This window comes from Streptomyces sp. NRRL B-3229, from assembly GCF_000719505.1.
Taxonomy (GTDB): Bacteria; Actinomycetota; Actinomycetes; order Streptomycetales; family Streptomycetaceae; genus Streptomyces; species Streptomyces griseorubiginosus.
In genome coordinates this window covers 91,869-107,748 of the sequence record NZ_JOGP01000013.1, presented here as the reverse complement: position 1 = coordinate 107,748, position 15,880 = coordinate 91,869, and the positions used below count along the sequence as shown (strand labels likewise).

Sequence of the window (15,880 nt, the reverse complement as noted above, 5' to 3'; positions counted from 1 at the left end):
CTCACGCCTCCTTCGTGTGGGCGGGGGCGGCGGGACGGCGGGTACGGCGCAGCGGGGGCTTGGCGCCCAGGCTCTTCGGGTCGAGGCCGGACCACTTGCTGCCGCTCGCGAAGAACTTGCGGCGGGCCAGCAGCGTCATGAGCGGCTTGGTGAAGAAGAAGACCACGACGACGTCCAGCACGGTGGTCAGGCCGAGCGTGAACGCGAAGCCCTGGACCTTGCCGACCGTCACGATGAACAGGACGGCGGCGGCGAGGAACGACACGAAGTCGGAGACCAGGATGGTGCGCCGGGCGCGCGGCCAGGCCCGCTCGACGGCGGGTCGCAGCGAGCGGCCCTCGCGGATCTCGTCCCGGATGCGTTCGAAGTACACGATGAACGAGTCCGCGGTGATACCGATGGCGACGATGGCACCGCACACGGCCGGGAGGTTCAGCGCGAAGCCGATCGCCGGGCCGAGCAGGGCCATGATCACGTAGGTGAGGATCGCGGAGACCAGCAGCGAGGCCATCGCGACGATGGACAGACCGCGGTAGTAGGCCACCAGGTAGATGACGACCAGCGCCAGGCCGATCGCGCCGGCCAGCAGACCGGCGTGCAGCTGCTCACCGCCGAGCGCGGCGGTCACCGTGGTCACGCTCTGCTCCTTGAAGGAGAGCGGGAGGGCGCCGTACGACAGCATGTTGGCGAGGCTCTGCGCCTCCTCCTGGGTGAAGCTGCCGGAGATCTGGGCGTTGCCGCCGGTGATCGAGGAGCTCACGGTGGGGCTGGAGACGACCTGGCCGTCGAGCACGATGCCGAACTCGTTGAGCGGCTGGGTGTTCTGCGCGAGCTTGCCGGTGATGTCGGCGAACTTGCTGGCGCCCTTGCTGTTGAAGGTCATGGTGACCTGCCAGCCGGCGGCGGTCTGGGTGTCGAAGACCGCCTGGGCCTTCTTCACCTCGGTGCCGGCGACGGCGGCGGGGCCGAGCAGGTACTTGTACCAGACGCCGTTGAACTCGCCGCAGCCCACGGTGGTCTCGGTGGGCTTGGCGCCCTCGCCCGCCTTGTTGCGCTGGGCCTGCTTGGAGCAGTCCAGGGCGGTGTACTGGGCCTGGAGCTTGGCCTGGTCGGCGGTGCCGGTGCCGCCGCTCGCGGAGGCCGACGGCGAGGGTGAGCCCGACGCGCTCGCGGACGCCGACGGAGTGGAGTCGGCCTTCAGGGCGTCGGTGACGGCACGGCCCTGCGAGGTGGCGGAGGCCGACGGGGAGGACGACGAGGTCGCCTTCTCGCCGGTGCCGGACTTGCTCGCGGAGGGGCTCGGCGAGGCCTTCGAGGTGCCGCTGGCGGACGGGCTCGGCGTGGCGGCCGCGACGCCGGTGGCGTCCTGGGCGAGGACCGGACGGAAGTACAGCTTGGCGGTGGTGCCGACCTGGTCGCGGGCCTCCTTGGAGTTGGTGCCCTTGGGGATGTTCACGATGATGTTGCGATCACCCTGGGTCTGCACCTCCGCCTCGGAGACGCCCAGGCCGTTGACACGACGGTTCATGATCTCGACCGCGGTGTCCATGTTGGCCTTGTTGATCGCGGACCCCTGGTCGGCCTTGGCCTCCAGCGTGATGCTGGTGCCTCCGGCGAGGTCGATGCCGAGGCGCGGGGTGGTGTGTCCGGAGAGGAACATTCCACCGGTGAGCGCCACGATGGCGATCAGGATCAGGGCCAGCGCGCGCCCTGGCTTGCTCTGGGCACTCGCGCTCCGCCCCCTTTTAGGTGCTGCCACCTTCTCGTACTCCCTCTCGGGCCGCTCTCGCGCCGGGTCGGCGGGCGGGCGGCCATGACATGGTTGGGGATTCCGTGCGAGTCGCGCGGAATCCCGGGCGCGCGGAGGTGACCGCTCGCCCGGGAAAGCGACTACTTCGCGCCGGACTCGCCGTCGGTCTTCTTCGGCTCGTCGTCCGACTTCGCCTCGGCGTCCTCCACGTCGGCGTCGGCCTTGGCAGGCGCGTCGACGGGGGCCTCGTCGGCCGTGTCCTTCTTACCGAGGTCGACGGACTTCTCGTCGGAGGCGGCGGCAGCTTCGTCGGCGGGCTCGTCGTCGGTGAGGGAGGAGGCGTCGTCCGGGACGACGTCGGAGTCGGACTTCAGGTCGTGCTCGATGCCGTGGACGATGCGGTTGTACTCGTCGTCCGTCAGTACGGCACCGATGGCGTTCTTCGCGAAGAGCAGTTCCACGCCCGGGCCCGCGTCGAGGAGGACGGTGTCGTCGCCGACCTCCTTGACCGTGGCGTACATACCCCCGATCGTGCGGACGCCGCTGCCGGGCTGCATGTCGTTCCGCATGCTGGCGGCCTGCTGCTGCTTCTTCTTGGCCGACCGGGTCATCAGGAACATGGCCCCGATGAGCACGATGAACGGGAGGAGGGTCACGAGACTCACGGGTCGGAACTTCCTTCACGCGACCGCGATGGTGAGCGGCCTGATGGTTGGGGGTGTGCATGCCGCCGACAAAGGCGGCATCGGCGGAGTCTAAGCGAGTCCGCGCGCAGGGAACAACGCTCAGCATCGCACCAGGGTTCCTGCCCCGGCCAATGCCGTGCCGTCACAAAGGCATCACGTCCCGAACAGGTCCTGTTGTCCGTTTCCCGTGGACACGGAGCGCGGCGGGGTGAGGCCGAGGTGGGCCCAGGCGGCCGGGGTGGCGACCCGACCGCGCGGAGTGCGCGCGAGCAGGCCCTCGCGGACCAGGAACGGTTCGGCGACCTCCTCGACGGTCTCGCGCTCCTCCCCCACCGCGACGGCGAGCGTGGACAGGCCGACCGGGCCGCCGCCGAACAGCTTGAGCAGGGCTTCCAGGACCCCGCGGTCCAGGCGGTCGAGACCGCGGGCGTCGACCTCGTAGACCTTGAGCGCGGCCGCCGCGATGTCGCGGGTGATGATCCCGTCGGCCTTGACCTGGGCGTAGTCGCGGACCCGGCGCAGCAGGCGGTTGGCGATCCGGGGCGTGCCGCGGGAGCGGCCCGCGATCTCGGCGGCGCCGTCGGAGCCGATCTCGACGTCGAGGAGGTTGGCCGAGCGGTGGATGACCCGCTCCAGTTCGGCCGGTTCGTAGAACTCCATGTGCGCGGTGAAGCCGAAGCGGTCGCGCAGCGGGGGCGGCAGCAGGCCCGCGCGGGTGGTGGCGCCGACCAGGGTGAAGGGGGGCAGTTCCAGGGGGATGGCCGTGGCGCCGGGGCCCTTGCCGACGATGACGTCGACGCGGAAGTCCTCCATCGCCATGTACAGCATCTCCTCGGCGGGCCGCGACATGCGGTGGATCTCGTCGAGGAAGAGGACCTCGCCCTCCTGGAGGGAGGAGAGGATCGCCGCGAGGTCGCCGGCGTGCTGGATGGCGGGACCGCTGGTGATGCGGATCGGGGCGCCCATCTCGGCCGCGATGATCATCGACAGGGTGGTCTTGCCGAGGCCGGGGGCGCCGGAGAGCAGCACGTGGTCGGCGGTGGCGCCGCGCGCGCGGGCGGCGCGCAGGACCAGGTCGAGCTGTTCGCGGACCTTCTCCTGGCCGATGAACTCGTCCAGGTCCTTGGGGCGCAGGGCGGCCTCGACGGCTTGGTCCTCGCGGTCGGCGGACGCACCGACGAGCCGCTCGGCGGCGGTGTCGTCGGTGGTGTCGTCCCAGTTCACTGACGTTCTCCTAGCGGGCGCGGTTCAAGGTCTGGAGGGCGGCCTTCAGCAGCTGGCCCACCTGGGGCGTGCCCTCGGTGGCCTCCGCCTGCGGGGTCACGGCGGTGACGGCCTCGTCGGCCTCGCGCGTGGCATAGCCGAGGCCGATGAGGGCGGCGTGCAGCTGGTCGCGCCAGCCCTGGGTGACAGGGGCGCCGATCGCGGGCGCCCCGATCGGCTCGCCGAGCCGGTCCTTCAGCTCGAGCAGCAGCTTCTGGGCACCCTTCTTGCCGATGCCGGGCACCGCGATGAGGGCCTTCTCGTCACCGGTGGCGACCGCGCGGCGCAGGGCGTCCGGCGCGTGCACGGCCAGCATGGCCTGCGCGAGGCGCGGACCGACTCCGCTGGCGGTCTGGAGCAGCTCGAAGACCTGGCGCTCGTCGTCGTCGACGAAGCCGTACAGGGTGAGGGAGTCCTCCCGCACGACGAGCGAGGTGGCCAGTTTGGCGGGCTGTCCGAGCCGGAGCGTGGACAGGGTGTTCGGGGTGCACTGGACGGCCATGCCCACACCGCCCACTTCGAGCACCGCGGCGTCGGGGGCGAGGGCTGCGACGGTGCCGCTGACGAACGCGATCATGCGAGACGGCCTTTCGGTGCTGCTTTGGCTGAGTGCAGGGCGACGGCCTGCTGAAGGCGGTTCTGGGCGGGGGCACGCCAGATGTGGCAGATGGCGAGCGCGAGGGCGTCGGCGGCGTCGGCCGGCTTGGGCGGGGCGTCGAGACGGAGCAGCCGGGTGACCATGGCGCCGACCTGGGCCTTGTCGGCGCGGCCGCTGCCGGTGACGGCGGCCTTGACCTCGCTGGGGGTGTGCAGGGCGACGGGGATGCCACGGCGGGCGGCGCAGAGCATCGCGACCGCACTGGCCTGGGCGGTGCCCATGACCGTACGGACGTTGTGCTGGCTGAACACCCGCTCCACGGCGACGAATTCGGGCCGGTGCTCGTCCAGCCACTGCTCGATGCCCTGCTCGATCGCGACGAGGCGGTGGCCCAACTCGGCGTCGGCGGGCGTCCGTACGACACCGACACCGACCATCGTCAGCGGGCGCCCCGCGACCCCCTCGACGACACCGACACCGCATCGCGTGAGACCGGGGTCCACCCCGAGTACGCGCACGCGCCCCCCTCCCTCTCGATCGCCTGTTTGTGCAGGCTATCGGGTGCCACCGACAATGCGACGGGCCGACGGGGTGTGTCCCGTCGGCCCGTTCGTACCTGGAGCGTCGGCTCAGGCGTCGACCTTCTCCATGACCTCGTCGCTCACGTCGAAGTTGGCGAAGACGTTCTGGACGTCGTCGCTGTCCTCGAGGGCGTCGATCAGCTTGAAGATCTTCCTGGCGCCCTCCTCGTCCAGCTCGACCTGCATGGTCGGGACGAAGTTGGCCTCGGCGGAGTCGTAGTCGATCCCGGCGTCCTGGAGGGCGGTGCGGACGGCGACCAGGTCGGTGGCCTCGCTGAGCACCTCGAAGGACTCGCCCAGGTCGTTGACCTCCTCGGCACCCGCGTCCAGGACGGCGCCGAGGACGTCGTCCTCGCTGAGCTCGCCCTTGGGGACGATGACGACGCCCTTGCGGTTGAAGAGGTAGGACACCGAGCCCGGGTCGGCCATGGAGCCGCCGTTGCGGGTCATGGCGACACGGACGTCGGAGGCGGCGCGGTTGCGGTTGTCGGTGAGGCACTCGATGAGCACCGCGACACCGTTCGGGCCGTAGCCCTCGTACATGATCGTCTCGTAGTCGGCGCCGCCGGCCTCAAGGCCGCCGCCGCGCTTGACCGCGGAGTCGATGTTCTTGTTCGGGACCGACTGCTTCTTCGCCTTCTGGATGGCGTCGTACAGCGTCGGGTTGCCCTCGATGTCGACGCCGCCCATGCGGGCCGCGACCTCGATGTTCTTGATCAGCTTCGCGAAGAGCTTGCCGCGCTTGGCGTCGATCACGGCCTTCTTGTGCTTCGTCGTAGCCCATTTAGAGTGGCCGGACATCTGCCTGTCTCCTTCGCGTTACCCATCCCTGCAACCAACGCCTGAGATCCTACAAGGACTCCGGCGCCCGGTTCGCGCGCACCATGTCGACAAACAGAGCGTGCACACGGTGGTCGCCGGTCAGTTCCGGGTGGAAGGACGTGGCGAGCGCGTTGCCCTGGCGGACCGCGACGATGTGGCCCTCGTGCTCGGCGAGCACCTCGGCCTCGGCGCCGACGGACTCGACCCAGGGGGCGCGGATGAAGACGCCCTCCACGGGGTCGCCCGCGACGCCCTTCACGTGGACGGCCGCCTCGAAGGACTCGTTCTGACGTCCGAAGGCGTTGCGGCGCACGATCATGTCGATGCCGCCGATCGTCTCCTGGCCCGAGCGCGGGTCCAGGATCTTGTCGGCGAGCATGATCAGGCCCGCGCAGGTGCCGTAGACGGGCATGCCGGCCCGCACCCGCGCGCGGAGGGGTTCCATCACGCCGAACAGGACGGCCAGCTTGGAGATGGTGGTGGACTCGCCGCCGGGGACGACGAGGCCGTCCACCTCGGCGAGTTCCTCGGGGCGCCTGACCGGCCTGGCCACGGCGTCGGCCGCGGCCAGGGCGACGAGGTGCTCCCGGACGTCGCCCTGGAGGGCCAGGACGCCGATGACAGGGGCTTCGTTGGACATGGGGTGGTTACCAGCCGCGGTTGGCGTAGCGCTCGGTCTCGGGGAGGGTGTCGCAGTTGATGCCGACCATGGCCTCGCCGAGGTTGCGGGACGCGTCCGCGATGATCTTAGGGTCGTCGAAGAAGGTGGTGGCCTTCACGATGGCGGCGGCGCGCTTGGCCGGGTCGCCGGACTTGAAGATGCCGGAGCCGACGAAGACGCCCTCGGCGCCGAGCTGACGCATGAGCGCGGCGTCGGCGGGGGTGGCCACGCCACCGGCGGAGAACAGCACCACGGGGAGCTTGCCGAGCTCGGCGACCTCCTTGACCAGCTCGTACGGGGCGCGCAGCTCCTTGGCGGCGGCGTACAGCTCGTGGTTGTCGAAGCCACGCAGCCGGGCGATCTCGTTCTTGATCTGGCGCAGGTGGCGGACGGCCTCGACGACATTGCCGGTGCCGGCCTCGCCCTTGGAGCGGATCATGGCCGCGCCCTCGGCGATGCGGCGCAGGGCCTCGCCCAGGTTGGTGGCGCCGCAGACGAAGGGGGTCGTGAAGGACCACTTGTCGGAGTGGTTGACCTCGTCGGCGGGGGTGAGGACCTCGGACTCGTCGATGTAGTCGACGCCGAGGGACTGGAGGACCTGGGCCTCGACGAAGTGCCCGATGCGGGACTTCGCCATGACCGGGATGGACACGGCCTCGATGATGCCCTCGATCATGTCCGGGTCGGACATCCGGGCCACGCCGCCGTCCTTGCGGATGTCGGCGGGGACCCGCTCCAGGGCCATGACGGCGACGGCGCCCGCGTCCTCCGCGATCTTCGCCTGCTCCGGCGTGACGACGTCCATGATCACGCCGCCCTTGAGCTGCTCCGCCATACCGCGCTTCACGCGCGCGGTGCCGGTCTCGGGAGCCTGGTTCTCGGTGCTGGACACGGGTTGACCTCACTGAAGTGAAAAGAGGATTTGTGCAGCACCGAGGAAACGTCATCGGACCAGGCCACAGCAAGGGCCAATGAGGAGCGGGTGGATCGTTTTTGCCCCCTCTGGCCCCCTCCGCCCCGCTCAGGCCCTACGCGGCCCGCTCGACCAGGGCCGCGGGCGGCTCGTCGTCCATCTCGAAGGCCATCGGGAAGGGGGCATGGCCGGCCAGCCGGAACCAGCGGACCTTGCGGTGCTGGCGGAGCCTGCGGGCGGCTCCCACCGCGTCGTTGTGGAAGCGGCGGGCCATCGGGACCCGTCGTACGGTCTCGGTGAGTTCATGGGCCGCCGACTCCCCGCCGGGCGCCTCCCGTACGGCCTCCACCTGGTCCGGTTCGGCGAACACGGCCCGCAGCGCCTGGCTCAGCTCGCTCTCGGCGACCTCCCGCTGCTCCTCCTCGGCCTGCCGGGCGGCGTGCGCGGCCTCGTACAGCACGATCGACGCGGCCGGGTCGAGGACGCCAGAGGTGGCCAGCTCCTGGGTCACGGAGGCCCGTCGCACCAGCTGGGCGTCCAGCGCGGCGCGCGTGGCGTCGATCCTGGCGTGCAGGCGGTCGAGACGGCCCGCGGTCCAGCTGAGGTAGAGGCCGATCGCGACGAGCGCGACGACGATCCAGATGAGGGTGGCAGTCACGGGGAGCAGGCTATAGGGGCGGGGTGGAGAGGCGTGGGGCAGGCACGGTGACTCAACAGGGCGCGGTCGAGCAAGCCCCACCGCACCCTCAGCCCGCAGGCCCCGGTACCCCTCAGTCCCGCGCCAGGCCCAGCCGTGCCCGCAGTCCCGTGCCCCGGTCGTCGTCCGCCGCCGCCACCGCGGCCGCGCCCGCGGTCACCGTCTCGTAGACCGAGAGGATGTCCGCGCCGACGGTCGACCAGTCGAAGCGGCGGACGTGGGCGCTGCCGCGTTCGCGCAGTTCGGCCAGTCGACCGGGGTCGCCGAGGAGCCGTACCGCCGCGTCCGCCAGCGCGTCCGCGTCCTCGTTGGCGAAGAGCTCGCCGGCCGAGCCGTGGTCCAGGACCTGGGCGAAGGCGTCCAGGTCCGAGGCCAGCACCGGGGCGCCCGCCGACATGGCCTCGACCAGGATGATCCCGAAGCTCTCGCCGCCGGTGTTGGGGGCGATGTACAGGTCGACGCTGCGCAGGAAGCGGGCCTTGTCCTCGTCGCTGACCATGCCGAGGAACTCCACCCGCGCGCGCAGCTCCTCGGGGAGCGACTCGACCGCTTCCTCCTCGTCCCCGCGTCCGGCGACCAGGAGCCGCGTGCCGGGGCGCTCGGCGAGGATCCTGGGCAGGGCCTTCATCAGCACCGGAAGGCCCTTGCGGGGCTCGTCGATGCGGCCCATGAAGCCGATCGTTCCGCCCTGCCACTCGGGCTTCGGCTCGGCCTCGGCGAAGAAGTCGACGTCCACGCCGTTCGGGATCACCACCGCGTCACCGCCGAGGTGCTCGACGAGCGTACGGCGGGCGTACTCGCTGACCGCGATGCGGGCGCTGATCTTCTCCAGGGCGGCCTGGAGGATCGAGTACGCGGCGACCATGACCCGGGAGCGCGGGTTCGAGGTGTGGAAGGTGGCGACGATCGGACCCTGCGCGATCCAGCAGGTCAGCAGGCCGAGCGACGGCGAGGACGGCTCGTGGATGTGGACCACGTCGAACGCGCCGTCGTGCAGCCAGCGACGCACCCGTGCCGCCGACAGGAAGCCGAAGCTCAGCCGGGCCACCGAGCCGTTGTACGGCACCGGCACCGCGCGCCCGGCCGAGACGACGTACGGCGGCAGCGGGGTGTCGTCGTCGGCCGGGGCGAGGACGGACACCTCGTGGCCGAGGCGGATGAAGTACTCGGCGAGGTCGCGGATGTGGAACTGCACGCCGCCTGGCACGTCCCAGGAGTACGGGCAGACGATGCCGATTCTCACGGGCGGGCCCCGTCCGACGGGCGGGGTTCGAGATCCTTCAGCCACAAGCGCTGGAGCATGTGCCAGTCCTCCGGATGGTCGGCGATCCCGGTGGCGAAGGCATCGGCCAGCGCCTGTGCCATGACAGACGTCTTCTCGGCCCGGGTACCTGACTCGGGCACCTCGACCGGGGGGTGCACCCTCCCCTGCATGACGGGCGAGTCGTCGTACCAGAGTGTCACCGGCAGGAGCAGCGCGCCCGTCTGCTGGGCCAGCAGGGCGGGTCCCGCCGGGATGCGGGTGGCCTCACCGAAGAACCGCACCTCGACGCCGGACGACGACAGGTCGCGCTCGGCGACCAGGCAGACCAGTCCGCCGTCGCGCAGTCGCCGGGCCAGGGTGCCGAAGGCGGTGCCGCCGCTGTGCGGGAGGACCTCCATGCCGAGGCCCTCGCGGTAGGCGACGAAACGGTCGTAGAGCGTCTCGGGCTTGAGCCGTTCGGCGACCGTGGTGAAGGGCGTCTCCAGCTTGGTGGTGACCCAGGCGCCGGCGAGGTCCCAGTTGGCCATGTGGGGCAGCGCGAGGACGACGCCCTTGCCGGCGGCGAGGCCGTCGGTGAGGTGGTGCAGGCCCTTGGGGTCGAAGCCGGCCTGGATGCGGTCCTTGCTCCAGGCCGGCAGCCGGAAGGACTCCATCCAGTAGCGCAGGTACGAGCGCATGCCCGCGCGGGAGAGCTCCGCGAGGCGCTCGGGGCTCGCGTCGGGCACCACGCGCGCGTAGTTGCTCTCCAGCCGCAGGACGCCCTTGCCGCGCTGCTTCCAGGCCAGGTCGGCGATGCTCCGGCCGAGGCGCACGGCGACCGGCTCGGGGAGCTTCTTGACCACGCCCCAGCCGAGGCCGTACAGCGAGTCCGTCAGCCGATCCTGGACGCTCACTTCGCGGCCTCGCTCCCCTGCTGCCGGGGCTTCTCCTCGGCCTGGGCCGGAGGGGGTGCAGCCGCAGCCGCGGCCTCCTCGGCCTCCGCCGACTCGCGGCGGACCGTGACGACCCGCTGGATCAGCGTGACCAGGCTGCCGACGGCGACGATCCACAGGGCGACCGGCAGCAGGTACTGGATGCCCGGCACACCGAACTTGTGGAGCCCGGAGAGACCGGCCGCGACCAGGGAGATCACCAGGCGCTCGGCGCGTTCCACGAGGCCGTTGACGGCGACCGGCAGTCCGATCGACTCGCCCCGGGCCTTGGTGTACGACACCACCTGGCCGCTGGCCAGGCAGAAGATGGAGACCGCGCACAGGGCGATGTCGTCGCCGCCCCCGGCGTACCAGAGGGCGAAGCCGCCGAAGATCGCGCCGTCGGCGACGCGGTCGAGCGTGGAGTCGAGGAAGGCGCCCCAGCGGCTGGAGCGGCCGAGCTGGCGGGCCATGTTGCCGTCGACGAGGTCGGAGAACACGAACAGCGTGATCACGACCGTGCCCCAGAAGAACTCGCCCATGGGGTAGAAGACCAGCGCGCCCGCCATCACGCCCGCCGTGCCGAGGAGCGTGACCGTGTCGGGGCTGACGCCCCTTCTGATCAGAAATGAGGCGAACGGGGTGAGGACACGCGTGAAGAATGCACGCGCGTACTTGTTCAGCATGGCCTTCCCGACGGTCGGTGTGGCCGGCTCGGCCCCTGCTGGCCACCGGCTGGCCCATCGTAGCCACGCGCGCGCGTGGGCGGCGGCCGGGCACCCGGAGCGTCTGTCACGGACGTGCCGCCCCGGACCGCGGCGGGATCGCGTCCGTCGTATGGACGCACCGTGACGGGAGTGGAAAGCTCGAAGGACCGCGGGCGTCACCGGAGCCGCACCGCACGCGGGTCCGCATGTCCGCGCCCACAGATGACCTCACCGTGCACGGGAGGCAAGGCCATGGGCGACAAGGCGAACGCACACCCCGGAGCCGCCGGCAGGGCAGCAGCGGCCGACCACCCCGCGTCCGTACGGAATGTGGTGCTGGTCGGCCACTCCGGTTCGGGCAAGACGACATTGGTGGAAGCTCTCGCGCTGACGGCGGGGGCGGTGAACCGGGCGGGCCGCGTGGAGGACGGCGGCACCGTCTCGGACTACGACGAGATCGAGCACCGGCAGCAGCGCTCGGTACAGCTCTCCCTGGTGCCCGTCGAATGGGACGGGTACAAGATCAACCTTCTGGACACCCCCGGATACGCCGACTTCGTCGGGGAGCTCAGGGCCGGTCTGCGAGCCGCGGACGCGGCCCTTTTCGTCGTCTCGGCCTCGGACGGGGTGGACGGCTCCACGCGCATGGTGTGGGAGGAGTGCGCGGCCGTCGGGATGCCCCGGGCCATCGTCGTCACGCATCTGGAGGCCGCGCGGGCGGACTTCGAGGAGATGACCCGGATCTGCGCGGAGACCTTCGGCGGCGACGACCCCGACGCCGTCCTGCCGCTCTACCTGCCTCTGCACGGCCCGCAGGGGCCGGACGGGCACGCGCCCGTGACCGGTCTGACCGGCCTGCTGTCGCAGAAGCTGTTCGACTACTCGTCCGGGGAGCGCAAGGAGTCCGAGCCCGGCGAGGAGCTGCTGCCGGAGATCGAGGAGGCCCGCAACCGGCTCATCGAGGGGATCATCTCGGAGAGCGAGGACGAGACCCTCATGGACCGCTATCTGGGCGGCGAGGAGATCGACTTCAAGACGCTCGTGGAGGACCTGGAGCGGGCCGTCGCGCGCGGGGTGTTCCATCCGGTCCTGGCCGCCGCGCCGGCCGCCGAGGGCGCCAAGCAGGGCCTCGGCACGGTCGAGCTGCTGGAGCTGGTCACGGGCGGCTTCCCGACGCCCTTCGAGCACCCCACACCGGGCGTGACGACCATCGACGGCAAGCCGCGCGAGATCAAGGCGTGCGACACCGAGGGACCACTGGTCGCGGAGGTCGTGAAGACCGCGTCCGACCCGTACGTCGGCCGCATCTCGCTGGTGCGGGTCTTCTCCGGGACCCTGCGCCCGGACGAGACGGTCCATGTCTCCGGGCACGGGCTCGCCGACCGCGGGCACGAGGACCACGACGTCGACGAGCGCATCGGCGCCCTGTCCGCGCCCTTCGGCAAGCAGCAGCGGCAGCTCTCGCACTGCATCGCGGGCGACCTCGCGTGCGTGGCCAAGCTCAGCCGCGCGGAGACCGGCGACACGCTCTCCGCCAAGGACGACCCGCTACTCATGGAGCCGTGGGAGATGCCCGACCCGCTGCTGCCGCTGGCCATCCAGGCGCACAGCAAGGCGGACGAGGACAAGCTCTCCCAGGGCCTGGCCCGGCTGGTCGCCGAGGACCCGACCATGCGGCTCGAACAGAACCAGGACACCCACCAGGTGGTGCTGTGGTGCCTGGGCGAGGCGCACGCCGACGTGGCACTGGAGCGGCTGCGCAGCCGGTACGGCGTGCAGGTGGACGTCGTACCGCACCGGGTGTCGCTGCGGGAGACGTTCGCCGAGAAGGCGGCGGGGCGCGGGCGGCACGTGAAGCAGTCCGGCGGGCACGGGCAGTTCGCCATCTGCGAGATCGAGGTGGAGCCCCTGCCGGGCGGTTCGGGCATCGAGTTCGTGGACAAGGTCGTCGGCGGCGCGGTGCCGCGGCAGTTCATCCCGTCCGTCGAGAAGGGGATCCGGGCGCAGGCCGCCAAGGGGGTCGCGACCGGACACGAGCTCATCGACGTGCGGGTGACGCTCCTGGACGGCAAGGCGCACTCCGTGGACTCCTCGGACGCCGCGTTCCAGACCGCCGGAGCGCTGGCGCTCAGGGAGGCCGCGGCGGAGGCGCGCATCCATCTGCTGGAGCCGGTCGCCGAGGTGTCCGTGCTGGTCGGCGACGACTACGTGGGCACCGTGATGAGCGACCTGTCCGGGCGGCGGGGCCGGGTGCTCGGCACCGAGCAGACCAACGGCGGACGCACGCTGATCAAGGCCGAGGTGCCCGAGATCGAGATCGGCCGGTACGCGGTCGACCTGAGGTCCCTGTCGCACGGCACCGCGCGTTTCAGCCGTTCCTACGCGCGGCACGAACCCATGCCGCCGCAGATCGCCGAGAGGATCCGTGAAGAGGCGCGTGAAGCCTCGTAGTTGGTGCGAGACCGGGGACAAGTGGCTTCCGGCGGCGCGCAGGTGGCGTTCCGCGCCCCACAAGTGACCCGTACGGAACCCTTCCTTCCGATTCGGCGGGCGGCTTCGGCCGTCCGCCGACTAATGTCAGCGCCGACAGATACGCTGATGACCTGATCAACAGGTGTGCGGAGTACGGAAGTCGGGAAGGCCGCAGTGGGTGAGTCCGGCGGCGATCGGGGGCGGGAATGACCGTTGACGGCGGTTACGCGGACATCTTCGGTCCGCAGGTGCCGCGCACGGGTGACGAGGCACAGACGGCCACCTTCGCGCTGGCCTCGGCGGCCTATCGGGACAGTCCGGTGGAGGAGATCCTCAAGGCCAACAACGAATGGCACGAGTCTGCCGTCAAAGGCGGCCGCAAGTGGGCGAGGATCTTCCGCCCCAACCTGGGCGAGGCATTCTCCACGGCGGTGATCATCCGCATGCTCGGAAAGGGCCGCAAGCCCCTCATCCAGTCCTTCGGCGCGGAGCCGCAGGTCGTGGTCGAGCACTGCCTCGCGGCCAACAACATCCGCCGGGACCGGGACAACTGGCTGACCGCCGTCATGGTGCTGTGCGGGCTGCTCTTCCTGCCCGGCCTCCTGGTCTGGCTGCTGATCTTCACCCTGCGCACCAACGTCGCCCGGCGCGAGGACAAGCAGGCCGGGGCGCTCGCCACCGCGCTGCTGGTCGCGGTGGGCGCGCTCGCCGTGCTCTTCCTGATCAAGATGCCGTTCGCCGGCTTCTGGGGCTGGTACGCACGCGCGTGCGTGGTCCTGCCCGTGGTCGGCTGGTTCTGGGCCAAGCAGATCTGCGAGCGCACCGCGACGGATCTGCGGGAACGCTGGTCCAGTCTGCTGGCCGGCAGCAGCGTCGGCGCCAAGGTGCCCGAGGCGGTGCCGAGCAACCCCGGTGAGACCGCGGCCGAGCAACTGCGCCAGTCCCTGGCCCAGCTCAGCGCCGAGCAGCAGTCCAACTCGGTCTTCTACGCCGGGCCCAAGGGGATACTCGGCATGGGCACCCGCTGGGGCAGCTGGCAGCTGGCCGAGGACCTGGTCTCCGCCGACCCCACCCGGGAGATCCACCCCTTCCGCAGCTGGGACGTCATCCGCTCCATCCACGACCAGCTGCGGATGCTGGAGCGCAACACCATCAACACCGGCGGCTTCCCGAAGCCGACCGTACGGCACTGGATCGTCACCCCGATCGCGGAAGGCTCCAAGGAGGTGTCCCGGCCCGGCGGCACCGACGTGGACGCGTACCAGGTCAAGAGCCACGCGATACAGGACATCTGCAACAAGCAGCAGTTCGGCGGCGGCGACCGGCACTACCTGGGCGTGCAGTGGACGCTGTGGGAGGGCCAGCTGGTCCTCACCATGCTGATCACCGTGACCGTGCTGCACGAGACACTGCGCATCGAGGTCACCGGGCACGCGCTGGGGCCCGTGCACGGACTGTTCACCTCGAAGCCGGCGGCCAAGGAGAAGGAGGTCGCCAAGTCGATCCGGTTCTGGGAGACCCGGAAGATCAAGCTCCCGCTGGTCGACGCCGACGAGGTGGTCCGTCTCGCCGCCCGGGCTCCGCTGACCCGGTATCCTCCGCTGCTCAACTGGCTCGGCGGCTCGCTCGCCCTGCCCGAGCCGTTCGGTCTCCGGCACGCCTGGGCGGACCGGCCGTGGCGGCACCGCTTCATGGCCGACGACGCGCTGCGCGCCGCGACTCCGGTCCTGCGGGTCGTGCACTCCGCGGCGATACGGGTCCTGGCGGAGAACGGCGTGGACACCGAGAAGTTCGGCACGCGCGCGGGGTTCCTGAGCACGCAGGTGCAGGATGTGTCGCCGCGCAAGGCGGACGTCTACGACGCGTAGGCCTCCGGCGGTTGGGCCGACTTCGGCGTGCGGGTGGGTCTGGGGTGCGGTCCCTGGGGGCTGCGCCCCCAGACCCCCTTCGGCCTTACGGCCTCGTCCTCAAACGCCGGACGGGCTGCCTGAAGCCGGCCAGGCCTCCGACAGCATCTTGCGGGTGTCGCCCAGCAGCTGCGGCAGCACCTTCGTGTGGCCGACGACCGGCATGAAGTTCGTGTCGCCTCCCCAGCGGGGGACGATGTGCTGGTGGAGGTGGGCGGCGATGCCCGCGCCCGCGACCGTGCCCTGGTTCATGCCGATGTTGAAGCCGTGTGCGCCGGAGGCCGTGCGCAGGGCCGTCATCGCCTGCTTGGTGAGCGCGGCCAGCTCGGCGGTCTCCGGTTCGGTGAGTTCGGTGTAGTCGGCCACATGACGGTAGGGCACGACCATGAGGTGGCCGCCGGTGTACGGGTAGAGGTTGAGCACCGCGTACACCAGTTCACCGCGGCGGACGATCAGGCCGTCCTCGTCGGACTTGGCCGGGATCGAGCAGAAGGGACAGCCGTCGTCGGCACCCGGGCCGGTCGGCTTGTTCTCACCCTGGATGTAGGCCATCCGGTGGGGTGTCCACAGACGCTGGAACGCGTCCTGCGTCCCCACTCCCAACTGCTGCTCCGGCTCACTCGTCATGCCATGCAGCATATGGCTTCG

Annotated in this window: 15 protein-coding genes; 2 read left to right on the top strand and 13 right to left on the bottom strand. The window is 70.8% G+C overall.

Features of this window, described 5'->3' with window-relative positions:
* Window position 1 precedes the first annotated feature (1 nt).
* The 12 genes from secD to pgsA all read right to left on the bottom strand — a co-directional run bounded on the left by secD (window position 2) and on the right by pgsA (window position 10,832).
* A complete protein-coding gene (secD, locus tag IF54_RS0122465) occupies window positions 2–1,759 on the bottom strand; it encodes a protein translocase subunit SecD (protein ID WP_199821235.1) in 1,758 nt (585 codons plus the stop codon).
* A gap of 131 nt (window positions 1,760–1,890) precedes the next feature.
* Complete coding sequence (yajC, locus tag IF54_RS0122460) at window positions 1,891–2,415, bottom strand: preprotein translocase subunit YajC (protein WP_030321462.1); 525 nt, start codon at window positions 2,413–2,415, stop codon at window positions 1,891–1,893.
* 174 nt (window positions 2,416–2,589) lie between these two features.
* Entirely contained in the window at window positions 2,590–3,660 is a 1,071-nt protein-coding gene (gene ruvB, locus IF54_RS0122455; protein ID WP_030321460.1) for a Holliday junction branch migration DNA helicase RuvB, read from the bottom strand.
* 10 nt (window positions 3,661–3,670) lie between these two features.
* The gene (gene ruvA, locus IF54_RS0122450) at window positions 3,671–4,276 is read right to left on the bottom strand and encodes a Holliday junction branch migration protein RuvA (protein WP_030321458.1); all 606 of its coding nucleotides are present in this window, start codon (window positions 4,274–4,276) and stop codon (window positions 3,671–3,673) included.
* Entirely contained in the window at window positions 4,273–4,815 is a 543-nt protein-coding gene (gene ruvC / locus IF54_RS0122445) for a crossover junction endodeoxyribonuclease RuvC (RefSeq protein ID WP_030321456.1), read from the bottom strand. The genes ruvA and ruvC overlap by 4 nt, the downstream gene beginning before the upstream one ends.
* 111 nt (window positions 4,816–4,926) lie before the next feature.
* Entirely contained in the window at window positions 4,927–5,679 is a 753-nt protein-coding gene (locus IF54_RS0122440; protein ID WP_030321453.1) for a YebC/PmpR family DNA-binding transcriptional regulator, read from the bottom strand.
* A gap of 49 nt (window positions 5,680–5,728) precedes the next feature.
* Complete coding sequence (pdxT, locus tag IF54_RS0122435) at window positions 5,729–6,340, bottom strand: pyridoxal 5'-phosphate synthase glutaminase subunit PdxT (RefSeq protein WP_030321452.1); 612 nt, start codon at window positions 6,338–6,340, stop codon at window positions 5,729–5,731.
* A gap of 7 nt (window positions 6,341–6,347) precedes the next feature.
* Window positions 6,348–7,253: a pyridoxal 5'-phosphate synthase lyase subunit PdxS gene (gene pdxS, locus IF54_RS0122430; protein WP_030321451.1), complete on the bottom strand. Its 906-nt coding sequence runs from the start codon at window positions 7,251–7,253 to the stop codon at window positions 6,348–6,350.
* Between the two features lie 136 nt (window positions 7,254–7,389).
* Entirely contained in the window at window positions 7,390–7,932 is a 543-nt protein-coding gene (locus IF54_RS0122425; RefSeq protein WP_030321449.1) for a membrane protein, read from the bottom strand.
* Window positions 7,933–8,044: 112 nt separating this feature from the next.
* Window positions 8,045–9,214, bottom strand: coding sequence for a glycosyltransferase family 4 protein (locus tag IF54_RS0122420; RefSeq protein ID WP_030321447.1), 1,170 nt, complete (start codon window positions 9,212–9,214; stop codon window positions 8,045–8,047).
* Complete coding sequence (locus tag IF54_RS0122415) at window positions 9,211–10,128, bottom strand: phosphatidylinositol mannoside acyltransferase (RefSeq protein ID WP_030321445.1); 918 nt, start codon at window positions 10,126–10,128, stop codon at window positions 9,211–9,213. The genes IF54_RS0122420 and IF54_RS0122415 overlap by 4 nt, the downstream gene beginning before the upstream one ends.
* Window positions 10,125–10,832, bottom strand: coding sequence for a phosphatidylinositol phosphate synthase (gene pgsA / locus IF54_RS0122410; protein WP_030321443.1), 708 nt, complete (start codon window positions 10,830–10,832; stop codon window positions 10,125–10,127). The genes IF54_RS0122415 and pgsA overlap by 4 nt, the downstream gene beginning before the upstream one ends.
* Before the next feature lie 273 nt (window positions 10,833–11,105).
* Between pgsA and IF54_RS0122405 the strand changes: the two genes are divergently transcribed.
* Window positions 11,106–13,304 (top strand): elongation factor G-like protein EF-G2, encoded by a 2,199-nt coding sequence (locus IF54_RS0122405; RefSeq protein WP_030321441.1) that lies wholly within the window; start codon window positions 11,106–11,108, stop codon window positions 13,302–13,304.
* Between the two features lie 227 nt (window positions 13,305–13,531).
* The gene (locus tag IF54_RS0122400) at window positions 13,532–15,193 is read left to right on the top strand and encodes a hypothetical protein (RefSeq protein WP_030321439.1); all 1,662 of its coding nucleotides are present in this window, start codon (window positions 13,532–13,534) and stop codon (window positions 15,191–15,193) included.
* A gap of 99 nt (window positions 15,194–15,292) precedes the next feature.
* Here the strand turns inward: IF54_RS0122400 and IF54_RS0122395 are convergent, their stop codons facing one another.
* On the bottom strand, window positions 15,293–15,871 hold the full coding sequence (locus IF54_RS0122395) for an HIT family protein (RefSeq protein WP_063754949.1): 579 nt from the start codon (window positions 15,869–15,871) through the stop codon (window positions 15,293–15,295).
* Between the last annotated feature and the right edge of the window lie 9 nt (window positions 15,872–15,880).

Coding starts and splice junctions, on each gene's coding strand:
- pgsA (WP_030321443.1), bottom strand. CDS start 10,832: ATGCTGAACAAGTACGCGCGTGCATTCTTCACGCGTGTCCTCACCCCG.
- IF54_RS0122395 (WP_063754949.1), bottom strand. CDS start 15,871: ATGCTGCATGGCATGACGAGTGAGCCGGAGCAGCAGTTGGGAGTGGGG.
- pdxT (WP_030321452.1), bottom strand. CDS start 6,340: ATGTCCAACGAAGCCCCTGTCATCGGCGTCCTGGCCCTCCAGGGCGAC.
- ruvA (WP_030321458.1), bottom strand. CDS start 4,276: ATGATCGCGTTCGTCAGCGGCACCGTCGCAGCCCTCGCCCCCGACGCC.
- IF54_RS0122405 (WP_030321441.1), top strand. CDS start 11,106: ATGGGCGACAAGGCGAACGCACACCCCGGAGCCGCCGGCAGGGCAGCA.
- IF54_RS0122400 (WP_030321439.1), top strand. CDS start 13,532: ATGACCGTTGACGGCGGTTACGCGGACATCTTCGGTCCGCAGGTGCCG.
- IF54_RS0122440 (WP_030321453.1), bottom strand. CDS start 5,679: ATGTCCGGCCACTCTAAATGGGCTACGACGAAGCACAAGAAGGCCGTG.